General features: G+C 38.1%; 15 protein-coding genes. 8 read left to right on the top strand and 7 right to left on the bottom strand.

Annotation, left to right across the window (positions count from 1 at the left end; genetic code table 11):
• Positions 1 to 9: 9 nt before the first annotated feature.
• Positions 10 to 747, bottom strand: a complete 738-nt coding sequence (locus PluTT01m_RS12110; RefSeq protein ID WP_011146579.1) for a hypothetical protein — start codon at positions 745 to 747, stop codon at positions 10 to 12.
• 222 nt (positions 748 to 969) lie between these two features.
• On the opposite strand from PluTT01m_RS12110, the gene PluTT01m_RS12105 reads away from it, so the two are divergent.
• The 5 genes from PluTT01m_RS12105 to PluTT01m_RS12085 all read left to right on the top strand — a co-directional run bounded on the left by PluTT01m_RS12105 (position 970) and on the right by PluTT01m_RS12085 (position 6,919).
• Positions 970 to 1,986 (top strand): NAD(P)H-quinone oxidoreductase, encoded by a 1,017-nt coding sequence (locus tag PluTT01m_RS12105; protein WP_011146578.1) that lies wholly within the window; start codon positions 970 to 972, stop codon positions 1,984 to 1,986.
• Between the two features lie 446 nt (positions 1,987 to 2,432).
• The gene (locus PluTT01m_RS12100; RefSeq protein ID WP_041380082.1) at positions 2,433 to 4,352 is read left to right on the top strand and encodes a pyridoxal phosphate-dependent decarboxylase family protein; all 1,920 of its coding nucleotides are present in this window, start codon (positions 2,433 to 2,435) and stop codon (positions 4,350 to 4,352) included.
• A 44-nt stretch (positions 4,353 to 4,396) separates the two neighbouring features.
• On the top strand, positions 4,397 to 5,605 hold the full coding sequence (gene tyrP / locus PluTT01m_RS12095) for a tyrosine transporter TyrP (RefSeq protein WP_011146576.1): 1,209 nt from the start codon (positions 4,397 to 4,399) through the stop codon (positions 5,603 to 5,605).
• A 113-nt stretch (positions 5,606 to 5,718) separates the two neighbouring features.
• Positions 5,719 to 6,153, top strand: coding sequence for a DUF29 domain-containing protein (locus tag PluTT01m_RS12090; RefSeq protein ID WP_011146575.1), 435 nt, complete (start codon positions 5,719 to 5,721; stop codon positions 6,151 to 6,153).
• A gap of 325 nt (positions 6,154 to 6,478) precedes the next feature.
• Positions 6,479 to 6,919, top strand: a complete 441-nt coding sequence (locus tag PluTT01m_RS12085) for an OsmC family protein (RefSeq protein ID WP_011146574.1) — start codon at positions 6,479 to 6,481, stop codon at positions 6,917 to 6,919.
• A gap of 160 nt (positions 6,920 to 7,079) precedes the next feature.
• Here the strand turns inward: PluTT01m_RS12085 and PluTT01m_RS12080 are convergent, their stop codons facing one another.
• Positions 7,080 to 7,394: a hypothetical protein gene (locus PluTT01m_RS12080; protein ID WP_011146573.1), complete on the bottom strand. Its 315-nt coding sequence runs from the start codon at positions 7,392 to 7,394 to the stop codon at positions 7,080 to 7,082.
• Between the two features lie 524 nt (positions 7,395 to 7,918).
• Here PluTT01m_RS12080 and PluTT01m_RS12075 point away from each other — a divergent pair.
• Positions 7,919 to 9,682, top strand: a complete 1,764-nt coding sequence (locus tag PluTT01m_RS12075) for an acyl-CoA dehydrogenase family protein (RefSeq protein WP_011146572.1) — start codon at positions 7,919 to 7,921, stop codon at positions 9,680 to 9,682.
• Positions 9,683 to 9,943: 261 nt separating this feature from the next.
• Here the strand turns inward: PluTT01m_RS12075 and PluTT01m_RS27900 are convergent, their stop codons facing one another.
• The 4 genes from PluTT01m_RS27900 to PluTT01m_RS12055 form a co-directional block, all read right to left on the bottom strand.
• Positions 9,944 to 10,666, bottom strand: coding sequence for a Tc toxin subunit A-related protein (locus PluTT01m_RS27900; protein ID WP_228957218.1), 723 nt, complete (start codon positions 10,664 to 10,666; stop codon positions 9,944 to 9,946).
• Entirely contained in the window at positions 10,591 to 11,622 is a 1,032-nt protein-coding gene (locus PluTT01m_RS27895; protein WP_125043768.1) for a Tc toxin subunit A-related protein, read from the bottom strand. Before PluTT01m_RS27895 ends, PluTT01m_RS27900 begins: the two co-directional genes overlap by 76 nt.
• On the bottom strand, positions 11,598 to 11,759 hold the full coding sequence (locus PluTT01m_RS26905; RefSeq protein ID WP_157866901.1) for a hypothetical protein: 162 nt from the start codon (positions 11,757 to 11,759) through the stop codon (positions 11,598 to 11,600). The genes PluTT01m_RS27895 and PluTT01m_RS26905 overlap by 25 nt, the downstream gene beginning before the upstream one ends.
• 344 nt (positions 11,760 to 12,103) lie before the next feature.
• Positions 12,104 to 12,358: an antitoxin gene (locus PluTT01m_RS12055; protein WP_011146571.1), complete on the bottom strand. Its 255-nt coding sequence runs from the start codon at positions 12,356 to 12,358 to the stop codon at positions 12,104 to 12,106.
• A 1,057-nt stretch (positions 12,359 to 13,415) separates the two neighbouring features.
• On the opposite strand from PluTT01m_RS12055, the gene PluTT01m_RS12050 reads away from it, so the two are divergent.
• Entirely contained in the window at positions 13,416 to 14,072 is a 657-nt protein-coding gene (locus PluTT01m_RS12050; protein ID WP_011146570.1) for an SGNH/GDSL hydrolase family protein, read from the top strand.
• A gap of 10 nt (positions 14,073 to 14,082) precedes the next feature.
• Complete coding sequence (locus PluTT01m_RS12045; protein ID WP_011146569.1) at positions 14,083 to 15,126, top strand: acyltransferase; 1,044 nt, start codon at positions 14,083 to 14,085, stop codon at positions 15,124 to 15,126.
• A 316-nt stretch (positions 15,127 to 15,442) separates the two neighbouring features.
• Here the strand turns inward: PluTT01m_RS12045 and PluTT01m_RS12040 are convergent, their stop codons facing one another.
• Entirely contained in the window at positions 15,443 to 16,450 is a 1,008-nt protein-coding gene (locus PluTT01m_RS12040) for a hypothetical protein (RefSeq protein WP_011146568.1), read from the bottom strand.
• Between the last annotated feature and the right edge of the window lie 191 nt (positions 16,451 to 16,641).

Genomic DNA, 16,641 nt, shown 5'->3' with positions numbered 1-16,641 from the left:
CATAGTTACCTATGCTCCCGGGGATTCGCTCCCTTGCCGTCGCGATCCCTCTTGAAATCCATAGGGTATAGAATCAGCAGAACTGAACATTTGCGCCAGTTTTATCAATTGAGCAATTTCATCATTGGAGGCACCATTTCTGAGGATATCCAGTACCGTCGTGGATTCAGCCAACTCGATACCAAGATTAAATGTCTTGATTTTACGGAGGAAAAAACCGCACTTTTTTACGCCACTGACTGGACCTAGATTAGCCAGCATTTCTGGAACACCTGTTAAATATCCCTTATTGCTAGTTTTTTTATTTACCGAAAACTGAAATACAGGATATAAATTCTCTATTCCCCAATTTAATACAATGAGTTTATGATTTTCACCATACTTATTTACTGTCGGGCGGGTCACTCCTAATATATCAGCAACCTTACTGGACTTATAAACACCACCGTATTCCCCAAGATGGGCAAGAAAAGCGTTTCTAGTTTCGATAAATTCCTCGTGTTCTTTCTTTTCCTGTGTGATATTTGCCACTATTTCAATATAGTTAGCTCGTCCTTTGACTTCTGACCAAAATTCATCATCAGGTAAAGTCAACAACTGAGAAATACTCTCTGAATCTTTGTTTTTAAGCACATTAATAAAATGATCAGCAAGATTGATGATACGTGCTCTGACCAGTTCAGGCTGATCAAATCCACTTTTCAGTTTTACTGCCAGAGCATTGAGCTCTTTCGTCGTTGTCCCCATAGAGTTACCTCAATTATTTTTGTCATTTTTAAAAATGAGCATACATGAAATGGTAAGATTTTGGCACCTATGGTCTTAATCGTTTGTGGAAAAACCTCAGCCGAGCTCCTTAGTGCAAGCATTATTTCTCAGCACTCTTTCCACAAATCAGAATAAATAATATTATCATCTAAACTTAAACTAAATTCATAAAAAGGATCATCGAAAAAATAAGAGGTATATATGCACAGCCAAATTAATTCATTGCCCCAATATATGTTAGCTATCAGTATCATTAAGCCCGGAGGCCCGGAGAAATTGCATTTGGTTCAGGTTCCGTTGCCGCGGCCAGGAAAAGGTTACTTGTTAGTAAAAGTGGCGGCGGCGGGTGTGAATCGGCCTGATATATTTCAGAGAATGGGTTCTTACCCACCACCACCTGATGCATCTCCATTGCCGGGGTTAGAAATTGCAGGAGAAGTGGTTGCCAAAGGTGAAGGTTGTGAACGCTGGAACCTTGGCGATAAAGTTTGTGCCCTTGTTGCCGGAGGCGGTTATGCCGAGTATTGTCTGGTACATGACTCCGTTGCCTTACCCATCTATGGCTTGGATTTTGTTCAGGCAGCCGCATTGCCAGAAAACTTTTTTACCGTCTGGGCAAATGTTTTTCAGACTGGTCAGTTGAAACCAGGAGAAAATTTGCTGATTCACGGTGGTACTTCTGGAATAGGCAGTGTCACTATTATGTTAGCAAAAGCCTTTGGTGCCAAAGTTATTACTACCGTCGGCTCTGATGAGAAAGCCAAAGTTGCACACAGTTTAGGTGCTGACTTTGTTATTAATTACCATAAAGAAGATTTCGTTGATCGGGTATTGAAAATCACGGGTAATCATGGGGTTGATATGGTTGTTGATTTAATCGGTGGTGATTATGTTAATAAAAACTATAAGGTTGCTGCTAAATTCGGGAGAATTATTCAGATTGGTATGATGAAAGGAAACCCTGAAAATCTTAATCTGATGCCCTTAATGCTAAAACGTCTGACTCACACAGGTTCTACATTACGTTCTCGCAGTGTAGAAGAAAAAGCAGAGATAGCCAAAGAGTTAGAAAAACAGGTCTGGCCACTACTGAAATCAGGAAAAGTCACTCCATTAATTTGTAAGGTATTTGATCTGAAAGATGCGGCTGATGCACATCGAATGATGGAAGCCGGTGATGTTATCGGCAAGGTTATGCTGGTAAATGTATCACCTTAATAGTACTTCTGCTTAAATCAGGGCTATTTTAACTTGTAGCCCTGCATTCTATCTACTAACCTCTTCGCGTTAGAATAAACCATTATAGTTAATAAGGTTAATGACAAATAACGCTCTATTTTTTGATTGGTTTTTATTCGTTCTTTGTCCTCGCGCACAAAATCAGAATTTATATTTAACGTCATTGTTAATATTTTAACAAATATAGTCTATATCTATTAACAAATGATCGTTTATAGATATGTTAATGATTAATCTATTACACCTGATAGATTTTTCTTAATGTTTAGAATAATGAGGTATGACCAGCTATGAGTAAGTTAGGTGGCATACAATTTTCTGTCTGCCTATCAGAGGATAATAGTGATTTCATTAATAAATAAAGAATTTAAAAATCTCTCTGTTGCTGACAGCCGTTTTTGTTAGTTGGAAAAGGGTATGTGATTATGACCAAGCAGTTTACTTCGCACTTAAACATTGATGCGTTGTTTTTAGGCCCTAAATCAGAAAATACGGTTTTTTTTAGAGAAATGATGGAATATGCCGTAAGTGAGCACATGCACTGGCGTTCTGATTTTCATCCTGAAGACCCCGCCTTGGTAACTTCAGTTGATCGTTACGCACCTGATTATAGAGAAACCCTTTATCGGACAGAGGGTATTCTGAACCAGCTATCTGCCAAACTGAAAAACACCTCTGTTCCCTGGTTTTCTCCTCGTTATATGGGACATATGAATGCCGATACCTTGATGGTCTCCAATCTCGCTTATGTCATGGCTATGATGTACAACCCGAACAATTGTGCCCACGAGTCATCACCGACAACAACAGAGCTAGAAATTGAAGCAGGGCTAGATTTATGCCGGATGTTTGGTTATGACCCTCGCCGAGCCTGGGGACATATCACATCGGGAGGAACTGTCGCTAATTATGAAGGGCTATGGGTTGCGCGTAATTTAAAAACCATGCCTCTTGCCATTGCACAACACCCGCAATCTCGTGATTTGGTTGCAAATAAATCAGAACAACAACTGTTGAATATGTCGTCATCAGACATTCTGGATTTAACGGATGAATTAAAGAAGCGTGGCATTTTCGAAGAAGTTCGTGAACTTTCTTGCCGGGGTGTTGGGATAAAACAGGGAATGTTCGGCAAGGTCTTGGTACCACAATCGAAACATTATTCATGGATGAAAGCAATGGATGTTCTAGGGATTGGTCAACAGCATATTGTGCCATTGCCGGTCGATGCAAATTATCGTACCGATGTTGAAAAAATGCGCGAAATTACATTCAGTCTGATAGAGCAGGGAGAACCTATTCTAGCGATGGTAACCGTAGTTGGAACTACGGAAGTGGGTGCCATTGATCGAGTTGATGAAGTTATTGCATTGCGTAAAGAGTGTGAAGAGCGTTATGGCGTCTCATTTTATGTGCATATTGATGCTGCTTATGCCGGTTATGCCAGCGCAATGTTCCTTAACGAGCAGGGAGAGTTTATGGAATATGATGAACTTATCCGTCGTTATCGTGAATTGGCAATCATTCCGGAAGATATTATTTGGCCTAAACCTGAAATTTACCAAAGTTTCCGGGCCATGTGTCAGGCTGATTCAATCACTGTAGATCCTCACAAAGTTGGATTTATTCAATATGCCGCCGGTGCGGTATGTATGAAAGATAAACGTACTGTTGACCTAATTTCCTACCGTGCAGCTTATGTTTTTGAAGATGTTGATACGCAACAGGATCAAGCTGTTAATCGGCGTGTCGTGCTCGGTGCTTCTATTATGGAGGGATCTAAAGCCGGAGCTATCGCCGCCGCAATTTGGGCTGCGCATCGATTGGTTCCACTGAATATCAGTGGCTACGGAAAAGTCATTGCTGCCGGTATTGTGACGGCCAATTGGATGGTTAAAAAACTTTTAACCACAGAACCATTGGTTGTTGATAAACGCCGGTTTGAAATTCATGCCATGCCGAATCCTGATTTCCATATGGTCAATTTTACTTTTAAAGAGCAAGGAAATGATGACTTAATACATCATAATCGTCTTAATAAACGGATGTACGAACTTTGTTCATATGCCTCTGGACGTACTTATACCAATGATTTTTTGACTTCTTCCACCTCCCTTGGTTATGAAGAGTATGGTGATACTCCCTGGCATTATGTTGCAAGTTGCGGTTTTGACCAAAAAGAATGGCAGAAAGTCCACCGTTTATATGTCTTACGGGCTGCTGTGATGACTCATTGTTTACGTAATGCTGACGATTTTGACGAGTATTGGGAAAGGCTCCAGAAAATTTTTATTCACAAACTGACTCAATTTATTGATGAAGAAGAAAAAAAGAAAGTGGCCTGATTTTCTATTATTAAATATTTGCTGTTGATTCGAAGGGAAAAAACGTGAAGAACCGTACTTTTGGCAGTACTTTTATTATCGCCGGAACAACCATCGGTGCTGGTATGCTAGCCATGCCATTAGCCACCGCCGGTGTAGGATTTGGTGTAAGTTTGATCATGTTGGTTAGCTTGTGGGTTTTGATGAGTTACACCGCATTATTGCTGGTTGAAACTTACCAATATGAATCCCCTGATACGGGGTTAGGGACACTTGCTCAACGTTATCTTGGCAGCAGCGGCAAAATATTAGCCGGTTTCAGCATGATGTTTCTAATGTATGCATTAACATCAGCCTACATTAGTGGCGCAGGGGAATTACTGACAGTCAGCCTCAACAAATGGCTGAATCTATCTCTTCCTGCCTCAGTCGGTGTTATCCTGTTTACCGTGATTGGTGGGGGAGTTGTTTGCATTGGTACCCGTTCAGTAGATATGGTTAACCGAGTTATTTTTGGTGCAAAAATTATTTTCTTGGTATTAATGTTGGGGATGATGATGCCGCATGTTCAGCATATTAACTTACTGACCATGCCATTAGAACAAGGATTAATACTATCTTCAATTCCGGTGATATTCACCTCGTTTGGTTTTCACGGTAGTGTTCCCAGTATTGTGAAATATATGGATGGCGATATCCGTCGACTCCGCTGGGTGTTTATCATCGGCAGCGCAATTCCGCTAATTGCTTATATTCTCTGGCAATTGGCGACACTCGGAAGTATTAATTCCAGCACATTCGTCAATATTTTAGCTGAAAACGCAGGGTTGAATGGCTTATTACACAGCATTCGCGAAGTTGTTGCTTCACCGAAAACTGAGCTTGCAGTACAAATGTTTGCCAACCTGGCGCTCGCAACCTCATTCCTCGGTGTCACACTTGGCCTGTTTGATTTTCTGGGTGATCTATTTAAACGCAAAAATAGCGTAGCCGGGCGTATGCAAACTGGTTTGTTAACTTTCGTTCCGCCATTGATTTTCGCGCTATTTTACCCAAAAGGATTTGTAATGGCGTTAGGATATGCCGCGGTCGCGCTATCAATTTTGGCGTTAGTATTGCCTAGCCTCCTGGCATATAAATCCCGCCAGCAAAATGAACGTCGATATCGGGTACCTGGTGGTAAGCCTGTACTATTACTGGTGTTTGCCTGCGGTATTGCAGTAATAGCAATCCAAATTGGCATAGTCAGTGGAATGTTGCCGGAAGTAGGGTGAATACAGGGTTATCGAAGACAGGTTATTTTTTTGATCCAAATAAGTTCTTTTTTGACCTAAAGCGTATTCTCTGACAGACTGCTAGCATAATAGACCTATTAGCGGAGGCAATTATGAATCATACCCGTTACGAAACTGATGTGGTCGCTTGGGCAAATGAACAGGCAGCGTTATTACGTGCCGGTAAATTCTCTGAGATTGATATAGCCAATATTGCTGAAGAGATCGAAGACGTGGGCAAGAGTGAACAGCGTGAGTTGGCTAGCCGCATGGCAGTATTAATTGCTCACTTATTAAAATGGAAATACCAGCCAAGCCATAGAGGAACAAGTTGGGAAAGAACCATTAAAGCGCAAAGAAAAGAGATTCTTTATGGTTTAAAAGAATCTCCTAGCTTAAAGACAAAGTTAAATGATTCAGACTGGGTTGATGTTGTTTGGTCTAAAGCCGTTGCCTCAGCAATGAACGAAACCGGGTTAGACGTGTTTCCCGACGTATGCATTTGGGGTATGTCCCAGATACTGTCCCCTGAATTTTATCCTGATTAGCAAAAATCTATATGAATAATCAAACTAAAGTTTTAACAGCTCACATTCCACATCCGGCATGGGTTTCTCAAGAGGAAGAGCAAGAAAGAACAATTAAAAGATAAGCACTTTAAAAACAAAATGGAGAAAAATTAAAAGTTATAATAACTATACCCAATGGATTTCAAGATGCATCGCGACGGCAAGGGAGCGAATCCCCGGGAGCATAGATAACGATGTGACCGGGGTGAGTGAGTGCAGCCAACAAATAGGCAATTTGAAAGATGACGGGTATATCTCTATTTTCCCCTGTGAAAAACTAACATTAATTATAAGGAGTTGGATCATGGCGAAAGAGTTATTTACTGCCACAGTAAAATCTGTAGCTGGATTGAAAGTTGAATGTACATCAAGAGATTTCTCCTTTTATTTGGATGAACCGCGTAATTTAGGTGGTACTAATCAGGGGATGAATCCCGTTGAAGCTTTACTCTGTTCTCTCGGGGCCTGCAAATGTATCGTAGCAAAGGCTTTTGCTAAACTGCACAAAATTAACTTAATTGATATTCACGTTGATCTGGAAGGCGAGCTTGATACTGATGGTTTCACTGGTAGAAATAAACAAGCGAAATTAGGTTTCTCCAAAATTGTGACAAAATTTCATATTAAAGCTGATAATAGTGAAGAAGAAATTCATGCCTTTGTCGACTTTATTAATAAAACCTGCCCAGTTCACGACACTATTGAGAATGCACCAAGTTTTGTCACTGAAATATATTGTGAATAAGATAAATACTGAGTTGAAATAATTCCGAAAAGGAAAAATTTTTTAAGTTAATTTAAAAAGCCCTCTACTTTTTAGTAGAGGGCTTCGTTATAAAGTTAGGTAAATCAATGTTTATCTATCGCTTTCTTTATCCCATTGATAACAGAATAAGAAACAATGACTATTGTTTAATAATGTAAACGGTAGTTATATTACAACTCGCATTTTCTATGCCAACTTTAATATTTAAACCCTGTGCATAAGCTTGGCTTAATAGCTTGTTAATGTTATCAGCGCTTGAACCTGACCAAATATAACCTGGTTTTCCACAGTTACCGGCTAATCCTCCACTGAATGTATAAAGATAATGTGCAGGATTGTCCCAATCCGCTTTAATTTCTGCGACTTTGACAATGCCACTATTGGTTTCCGCAGAAAATGCAGGGATGCTAATCATACCAATGAAAATAAATAGCATAGATATCAATTTTTTCATATTCTACTCCTAGTTAATAATAAAGAAAATTTGACGCATTTGAAGTGTAAATTATGCAAATAATCTTTGCATCAACTTCATATTAATATAATAGGTTCCTAGCATGATAAATAATGCCGGAAGTTTTTTCATTAAAATTAATTAATTGATATAAATAACATCAACATTGTTTAAAATAATAAAAACCTCTACCTATAATGGTTCATAATCAATTCACCAATTAATTATATTAAAACAACAAAAATCCATTCTCATAACAAACTATTTATATCAAGATAATTTTGACGATGAAGATGAAATGATTAATCATCTATTCAAATAAAATAACGGCGATAAATTATTTACTTGATAAATATCTTTTAATATCGTTTTATCTACTCGACACTAAGAAAAAAAATTTTTAACAAATCACTTCTATTAATAAATTTTTTAACGTAGAAGTATATATATTTCTGGCGTATCCCATTACACTATATTAAATAGTTAATATACATATTATTAATCTAGTAAAAGGCTCCATCGATATGGATAAATCATTGTACAATTCAGAATCAACATTAAAGTCTTATTTAGGTATAGGAAATGAGGGAGTATCTGATAACCTTTTAGCGGTACTTAAAAGCAATTGTGTCAATTATCAGTCGTCAGTAAAAAAATTCATAGAACTTCTTGAATATATTCAAAATAATAATATTCGCACGAAACCATTTAATGAATTAGTTGCGCTTCATGAACTTGTAGCTCCACATGATTGCGCTGTAGTTTCTATGCTATCAATTCATTATAATTTAGCCATCGGCACTGTCGCTAACTTAGGCGTGCAAACTCCATATGTGGAAGATCTTTACCAAAAACTTTGTTCAGGTCGTGCCATTGGAGTATATCTGGCGACTGAGCTAGCTCACGGGAATGATCTAATCGCAATCGAAACACAGGCTAATTATCTGCCGGAAAAAGGCGTATTCATGCTAAATTCACCTAGCCCAAATGCATATAAATTTATGCCTAATACCATGCCTTGTGAATTACCCAAAGTGGCTGTAATTTTAGCTCAGTTAAATGTATCAGGAAAAAAATATGGTATTTTCCCATTTCTTCTTCCTCTGTCTGTAAATGGAAAATTAACGCCCGGCGTTAAAATTACCCCACTTGGCGATAAGCCCGGGTTTTATTTAGATAATGCAATAACTTCATTTGATAATGTCGAAATTCCCTTTGAAGGACTCCTTGCGGGTAATATGATAACCCTGACCAGGGAGGGTAAAGTATCATTGCATATTAAAGAATTAAGAGAAAGATTCTCGTTAATTACAAATAGAATACATTCAGGGAAGTTATGCATGGCAATGATCTCAGTGACAGCGGCCAAATCAGTTCTTCATATAACTAGCACATATGGAAATAAACGACAAACATTCGGCTATTCAGGTGCTATGCCAATAATTAATTATTCTCATTTCAAAGAAGGTATCGCCTGGGATACCCTGAGCACCATCACTCATACGTTATACTTAAGAGAGCTAACAAGAAAAGTTTCAACTATATTATCAGAATCAATTAAAAACTTTAAGTTTTCAGATGAACTACTTATTGAAATCATTACTACCAAGTCCCTGTGCACATGGCGTACACAAGAAATATTAATTAATTGTCGTGAGCGTTGCGGCGCACAGGGGTTATTTACGGTTAACAAGATATCCCCTTATTTGATATCTAATTTTGGTACGATTACTTCGGAAGGTGATAACCTTGTATTATCACTAAAAGCCGGAGGGATGATCATTCTCAATAAGATGAAAGAAATAAACAAAGCATCTTTCCAACATAACCTATTTCCCATTTTGCATGACTATATGAACTTTTTATATAAAAAGTTAAATGGATTAATAGCGAGTAACAATAAAAAGATAAACTTAGATATTCTTAATAAGCATAGTGGGGATTTTCTAGAACTAAGCCAAACATATGCCGTTTTATCCGTGGTGACGACAACTATTGATGCATACCATGATAATAATGATGATGATCTTTGTATGATCATCGAAGGTTATCTTCTCGACTGGATTCATCGTAACATGAGCAATCTCCTGAGAAGTGAAGTGATCAATTTACAAGAATCTAAAAAAATAGATGAGAGACGCATTGAGTATATACGCCAGCATGCAGACAGAATAAATGATTATATTCCCAGTTTTGGCGTAGATAAGGCTGGAATCGAAACGCCGATATCCAGTGATGATTATATTTCCTGGTATGCAAATAATCACCATCAGTTAAAAAACAATTAACCCCAGGTATGGGAAAGCAGGTCAAAATGCGGGGTACTACCTAAAGTTAAAATTAATTAAAAAAGCCTCTATCTTACTATATACCCAATGGCTATATGCCCAATGGATTTCAAGATGGATCGCGACGGCAAGGGAGCGAATCCCCGGGAGCATAGGTAACTATGTGACCGGGGTGAGTGAGTGCAGCAACAAAGAGGCAACTTGAAAGATAACGGGTATAGAGGCTTTTATTGCTAAATTCAGGTAGTCAGTAACTCAATATTATGTTTCAGATCCATTTTTCTCCTCAGCTAATTTATCAGCCACTTGTTTAGAAAACTGATTACCGCCATCTCGTGCGGTATAATGCAAATGAATAAGAATATCTTTTAATTTCCAACCGCCATTAATGTTTTTTAGCACCTGATCGATAACTTGCTTATCAGGGAATTTCAGGTTCCAGGTTGAAATAGCACCAGTTCCTTCAAATGGCAGATAACGATCATCATCAAACATCAAGGTACATAACCAATTCTCTGTTGCTACTCCACCATCATCTTCATGTATTGAAGAGAGGGCAATTTGTTGCTGTGCGCGTAAATTGGTTTTGATATTTCTATTGTTGCCTGCTTTTCTCGTCGGATCATAGAGCCAATTAACTCCGTTAATATCAGTATCAACTAACGTTGAACTGCTTGTTTGTGTCAAAATCGCGCAAATTTCCGGGGTAGCTATTGGCTCGGAACCCGCGTTTTCCAGCGATAATGACACAGAAACCCGTTTTATCTGACGCAAATAATGTCCGGGATAGTTTTTATCAAAGGCCCGTGCGTCCAGAGTGAAATTTATCTCCTGTTTTTTGTCAATTTGATCAGTTATCTCTTTGATAGAAGACACAGTACTAAGAAGAGAGAAGGTTTTTTTGATATTTAAACAGCGTTCGTGACGCTGTAACCAAGCCGCTTCCATTTGCTGTAGATCCAATTGTAATGATTCGCCCGCCAGAAAGCCCCGATAGGAATTATTCCAAGCATCGGCCTTGATAAAAAACCTTGTTGTTGATAATCACCAACTTCATAACGCCAGCCAGCTTCAACCATTAAGCACAGTGATAAAACAGCATCATAGGCAGGAGCATATAATATAGAAAGTCGATTCATCAGCCATTGATATGTCGGTACAACCAGAAAACCTGTCGTTATAAATTCATACAACTCAACAGCCGCATTTCGCTGTGCCTGAGCTTCTCGTAATGAGATTTGAGCGCTTTGAATCAGTAACTCCTGCTCTTTTAACTGCTTGTCAATGATATTGATTTCACTTTGTGCTTGTTTCCACTCAATTTCCCAATCCTGACGCCGCTGCTGATAGTTTGCTCCATCTTGAAGCCGATCCGCTGTCATGCCTAATGTCAGTCCGGTGATTTCAGCAACTAGTGCTGTTCTTACCAAAGGAGCTGCGTAGTTACCTCCTCCTACCGCCAGACCAAAAATATTGGGTAAAGTTTCCACCGCGGCACTCATGATATGGAAGGGAACGGCTGCCATTCTTGTGATTTCCGATGTAGTCTTGAGAGCTATAGCTGATATTTCCAAGCCAGAAAGATTCTCTTCATATAAACCGTAGTAATGCTCATACCGTTGTTGCGCCATATTTTTACTTGCTTCTAAAGCAGCTTTACTAGCCTGAGCAATTTCAATAGCTTGTTGTTGCAACTCTATAGCAAAAGCAGATAACTTAATGACTTGCGATTGTTGTAACACCTGTTGTTCAGCGTTAATCTCATTTTCTGTCGCCCTGAACAGTCTATCTCCTAGTTGAATTAACTGTTTCACGGCTTTACTGGCACGTTTTAACATGATCGGGAAACGATAGGGCGGAACTTGCTGTAGCGAACTATTAGATGTACCGGCGATATTACCCGAATGTCGCTGGATTAGTAATAACGCCGTTCTTCGCAAAGCCGGTAAGATACCAGGAAAGGCAGATGAAAGAATAATTCCCAGAAATACTGTCCATTAGCACCTTGGAAATCGACAGGGGTAGATTGAGAGCCTGTACCTAATGGAGCACTATTTGACAGAGGCAGCTGCTGCATAAGTGCCCCACAGATTTTTATGGTCTCCTATTTCTCTTTTCACAACTTTAGTCGGTCAGCAAGGCGTGCCAATAAGTCCATCCTCTCATGAAAAATTGCCACTATTAACGCAGGAGCATCTTTGCGTGGCAAACAAAATACATAGTGATGTTCACAACGCGCCATGCGCAATGCTGGAAAGAATTCGCTCATATCCTTGAAAGATTGCCGCAAGCGAGACGTCCAATACCTTGTTTCAGGGTAGTGATGTAATGGTGTACCTGAGCATCCCCCCATTGCTTACGTGTATAACTAATAATTGTGCGCAAATCGGCTTCAGAGGCTTCTGTTTAGTATATAGTCCATTAATCGCGTCCGTTCTTGGCAAGTTCTTCATTAAGAATTTCGTCGATGCTTTTTTTGGATACCTTGCCTTCCATCCCTTCACTGATCCGCGTATTTAACAAGACCTTCAATTCTTGCCATGCCTGATCACTATCGGTCATGTCAGGGAACAAACGTTCGAGTGTATATTGCTTGATTGTCTTGCCATGCAAGGCTGCCAGCGCTTTCAAACTTTTGTGTTGTTGATCGGTTATATCAATAGTTAAACGGCTCATAGTTTATTCTCCTTATGAATTCACCCACAAACCCACATTAGCACATATGATGTCTTATAGCTATTTATAAGGCCATCTCAGCGGAGTTTCATCAGATGCTTATTTGAAGCACGTTCACACTGTTTTCTTGGTGGTTTATATCGTATTCAAAATGATCAAAATATTGCTCACTTTGTTTTCTAGAGTATAAAAATCTATGGCCGCCCTCGTTTTTACAACACTCATTTTTGATGAATTTTTGGCTTGCTTAAATCTATCCGGCGTCACTGTAGGCAAGGAGCCGAGAGCATAAAACCTTGGGGCATTTATGTGGTAAAGCAGCTAAAGAAGCCACTTTAACGTATAAGAGCCTATCTCAATAGGCGTAATTGTTGCAGACCATTCTTATCAATGAACAGTGAACACGGACAGCGCGGAAAAACCGGAGCGTACACGTAGTACGTGAGGATTTTGAGCACTGCCCAGGTTCGCTCTTTATGGCAAAGAAGGGCAAATAAAATAGCTCTATTGGGATAGGCAGTAAGTATTCATGGGCCGATAATGGGTAATAGTCAGTAACTCAATATTATGTTTCAGATCCATTTTTCTCTTCAGCTAATTTATCAGCCACTTCTTTAGCAAACTAATTATTGCTATCAGCATTTTTTAGTACTTGATAGATAACTTGCTTATGATAACCAATCCATATTTCTGTCATAAATGTTGTGCGATTAAAGGGTCGTAAAAGGGGTTGATATCGTACTATTTATATGAGACAACTTTATCCGAGATCCAACCGCAGTGACGAAATTCATTTTCACTGTCCGGTCAGCGATCTTCATACGGACATAATTTGCATGGGATCAGGATGATGACTCATCATACAGACCAAAAGTTGGAATTTCTGTCGCTGTCAGCAAGCGAATTGGAGCCTAATACAACCCGGCCGAGTTTATATTCCCAAATTTACTGTGTCCTGCAAATCGGTTATTTCAAAGTTAAACACGCTTTCTTCCGTTTCGCTTGTCTGATAGACAGCCAGTCGGTCTACATTTTATTTTTAGAAGGATAAAAGTAAATGTCTTATATTCAATCGCATTTGAAGGGAAGGTGTTGGTTTACCCTCGGTGACAGTATAACTGAAAGAGGGTGGTATCAACCAATAGTGACCGAAAATTTAGGTCTAAAAGAATGGAAAAACTACGGAATAGGGGGAACATGCCTAGCCCAAAAAGATGAAAATGACAATTCAGCCATTTGTTTAAGATATGAAAAAATGGAAAACAATCCAGATATTATTACAATATGGGGAGGGGTAAATGATTTTGGATTTAACTTTGGCTCCTATGGAGGGGTGGAAATAGGTGATTATAAAGACAACACCTCCTTGACATTTATTGGCGGTATGAAGTTATTGATGGCTGGAATTACAAAAAAATACCCATTAGCGAGAATAGGGTTTATTATAACAACACCAATATCAGTACAAAGAGGCATGAACAGTAAAAACGCCAAAGGGTACTACTTGTCTGACTATTGCAGCGTTTGTCGGGAAATTTGCGAAAAATATTCCATCCCATATCTGGATTTATTAAAACAATCTGGATTCAATGAAGGAAATATCGATATTATGACCAGCAATAGCTTGGGCACAGTGTCCGATGGTTTGCATCCATCAAAAATAGGTATGACCAGGATTGCCCCAAAAATTTCAAACTTCATTTTATCTATTTAAGAGACAAAAAATGAGAATATTAACCATAGATTTATTAAAGATCGTTTCTATATTTTTCGTTGTAATTTCTCACGTTACTTTATTTTTCTTGTTGCGCAATGATAATGACGTGGTTTTGTATTTTCTTAGGCAGGCCGGTCAGTTGGGGGTCTCGTTGTTTTTTATGTGCAGTGGCTATTTCTTACTAAACAACAAGCATGAAAATCAGGTGGATTACATCATTAATAAATCCAAAGGGATATTAACTGTATTGTTGTTTTGGCTTATCTTTTATTATCTGTATGACACATATTTTATCAGTAAATTTACAACAGTGCCTACTGTTAACTTTTTAAATTATGTTAATGTTAGCGGAACTACATCAGATGCTACCCATTTATGGTTTATATTTGCAATTGTCTCTCTATATATATTAACACCACTAATGCGTAACACATTTAACGAAGCAAATGCAAAGGGGATTAAGAAAATACTCATCATAATGCTTATAATTTCTAATCTTACATTGCTGAATGCACTAACAGATTACAAATTCTCTTTTTCCCTAATCCCATTCAATATTTTGCTTCCTTTCCAATCTGAGGGTTTGATTAGTTTCTTGATAGGCGGATATATAGGGTTAACGAAACCTAAAATAAAGGCTTTTTCCTGTAAACATATAATACTTATGGTATTTTTTCTTATATCATTGATATCTTTATCAATCATTTCATCCAAGATGGGGATAGCCTTCTTTTATGGGAAGTTTTATAATGTATTCCTCCAAGCTTCTTCGGTGTGCCTGTTTTTATTCTTGGTTAACTTGAATATCAGAGAAATACCATTCTTAATAGATGACATTAGCAAGAATATACTAGGAATATATCTTGTTCACAATATTTTTGTTATTGAAATACATAACGAATTCGTCCATAATTTCTTATTAACAAAATTTAATTACATAAATGTATATATTTACATAATAGCCTATTCTTTGCTGGCTTTTATCCTGTCATATATATTATGTGTTTTGCTGCGGAAATCAAAAATAACATCAAAAATTATAACCATCTAACGTTATTAACAGGGAGAGCCGGCTTCTTCCAGCTATACCCGTCATCTTTCAAGTTACTTCTTTGTTGGCTGCACTCACTCACCCCGGTCACATAGTTATCTATGCTCCCGGGGATTCTCTCCCTTGCCGCCGCGATCCATCTTGAAATCCATAGGGTATATATTTTCTTGGTAGTAAAGTGTATTGGCTAAAGGAAGGCGTTTTACAATTATCACAGACCACAACAGTGGTTTGAAAGGTAAAACGCCTTATGAGACTCCCGTTGAGAAAATGAGAGCTTAAAAATGCTCTGTCAATCGAAGTCAGAGATCACTCATCATATATTTTTATAATGAGTTCCAACACTATGAACCGTCATTGTATTGTCAGTATCATTTTGAGTGAAGGTTACCCTGTCTTTTTGGCTTAGCCTCACACTATATAAATTATTCGGCAATTTTTCCAGGTTACTGCCGCTTGCTGTACCAATACTTTTTGCTGCTGTCTGTGGAGCGTTACCCTTTTGTACCTCTTTTATAAATGAACTATACTTTTGTTTTGCAGCCCCTTCCATATTAGAAAATCCATTCCTAGATTTGTTATTTTTAAGTTCTTTAAAACTCACTCTCCATTTAGGCGCTTCTGTTGGTCCAGCCAAATAACCTATTCTGCCATCAGGTAATCTCTGCGGTGGTCGAAAGAAAGGTTTAGGAAACTTTTTTCTCTCAATATAATTCTCTAATGATTTAGACTCTAATCCATTGTAAAAGTTTTTTGAAAAAATCCTCCTTCCCAATGAAGTTACAGCAGATAAGGTAAGTAAGAAATCAATTAATTTAAAAAATCTTGCGGCATTTGATTGTTGATTTTCCTCCAGTGGAATTTCCTGTACAGAGAAAAAATATAGTGCTAATAATTTATCGTCATCTGAATAAGCACTCAATGGTTTATTTTCAAGCTCAGGAACATTCCAAATGTTTTGAGGATATTGACCTTCAAAATCCAGTTCATTCTTATAAAAACCATTTGCCATATCTTTAGAAATTTGATCACCATTTTCACCTAATAGTGCAGATGAAAGATTAGACATATATTCTTGATAAATTCTCTCAGCAGTCTCTTTATTCTTATAATAGTCATCAGGAAGTTTAGATACATTATGAATACCACTTACAGCCAAAGCGTAAGCTAATATTATTTTCTTAGCTCGATATTCAATTCCATATGATGCTGTATGACCCTCATCTGTTTGCTTAAAGTTTAGTATACGTACTATATCTCCTGCTATTTGCTTTTCAACGGGTGGATATCCACTTCTATCATCAGGTGTTAATTGTATAACCATTATATTTCTCCATTATGTTAATGTTTATTTGAGCTATGAAATTTCTGGCAGAAAACTCCGCAATTTGTCGCTACTAATATAAATTTCAACTTTAAATATAGAGTTTTCCCTGGCTTTTTAAGCGTTAATTTCAATGTAAAATTAACTTACGCAAGAATTATTAGCAAGCTTTTCTTTTTCCATTTCTCGTT

It is taken from the genome of Photorhabdus laumondii subsp. laumondii, from assembly GCF_003343245.1.
In the GTDB taxonomy this organism is placed as follows: Bacteria; Pseudomonadota; Gammaproteobacteria; order Enterobacterales; family Enterobacteriaceae; genus Photorhabdus; species Photorhabdus laumondii.
The sequence above is the reverse complement of the archived record's forward strand: the minus strand, read 5'-3'. Positions and strand labels throughout refer to the sequence as shown.

Bases quoted from the DNA above. Each gene is read 5' to 3' on its own strand.
- PluTT01m_RS12075 (WP_011146572.1), top strand. From the start codon at position 7,919: ATGGATAAATCATTGTACAATTCAGAATCAACATTAAAGTCTTATTTA.
- PluTT01m_RS12090 (WP_011146575.1), top strand. From the start codon at position 5,719: ATGAATCATACCCGTTACGAAACTGATGTGGTCGCTTGGGCAAATGAA.
- PluTT01m_RS26905 (WP_157866901.1), bottom strand. From the start codon at position 11,759: ATGCAGCAGCTGCCTCTGTCAAATAGTGCTCCATTAGGTACAGGCTCT.
- PluTT01m_RS12085 (WP_011146574.1), top strand. From the start codon at position 6,479: ATGGCGAAAGAGTTATTTACTGCCACAGTAAAATCTGTAGCTGGATTG.
- PluTT01m_RS12050 (WP_011146570.1), top strand. From the start codon at position 13,416: ATGTCTTATATTCAATCGCATTTGAAGGGAAGGTGTTGGTTTACCCTC.
- PluTT01m_RS12110 (WP_011146579.1), bottom strand. From the start codon at position 747: ATGGGGACAACGACGAAAGAGCTCAATGCTCTGGCAGTAAAACTGAAA.
- PluTT01m_RS12100 (WP_041380082.1), top strand. From the start codon at position 2,433: ATGACCAAGCAGTTTACTTCGCACTTAAACATTGATGCGTTGTTTTTA.
- PluTT01m_RS12105 (WP_011146578.1), top strand. From the start codon at position 970: ATGCACAGCCAAATTAATTCATTGCCCCAATATATGTTAGCTATCAGT.
- PluTT01m_RS12055 (WP_011146571.1), bottom strand. From the start codon at position 12,358: ATGAGCCGTTTAACTATTGATATAACCGATCAACAACACAAAAGTTTG.
- PluTT01m_RS12040 (WP_011146568.1), bottom strand. From the start codon at position 16,450: ATGGTTATACAATTAACACCTGATGATAGAAGTGGATATCCACCCGTT.
- PluTT01m_RS12080 (WP_011146573.1), bottom strand. From the start codon at position 7,394: ATGAAAAAATTGATATCTATGCTATTTATTTTCATTGGTATGATTAGC.
- PluTT01m_RS12045 (WP_011146569.1), top strand. From the start codon at position 14,083: ATGAGAATATTAACCATAGATTTATTAAAGATCGTTTCTATATTTTTC.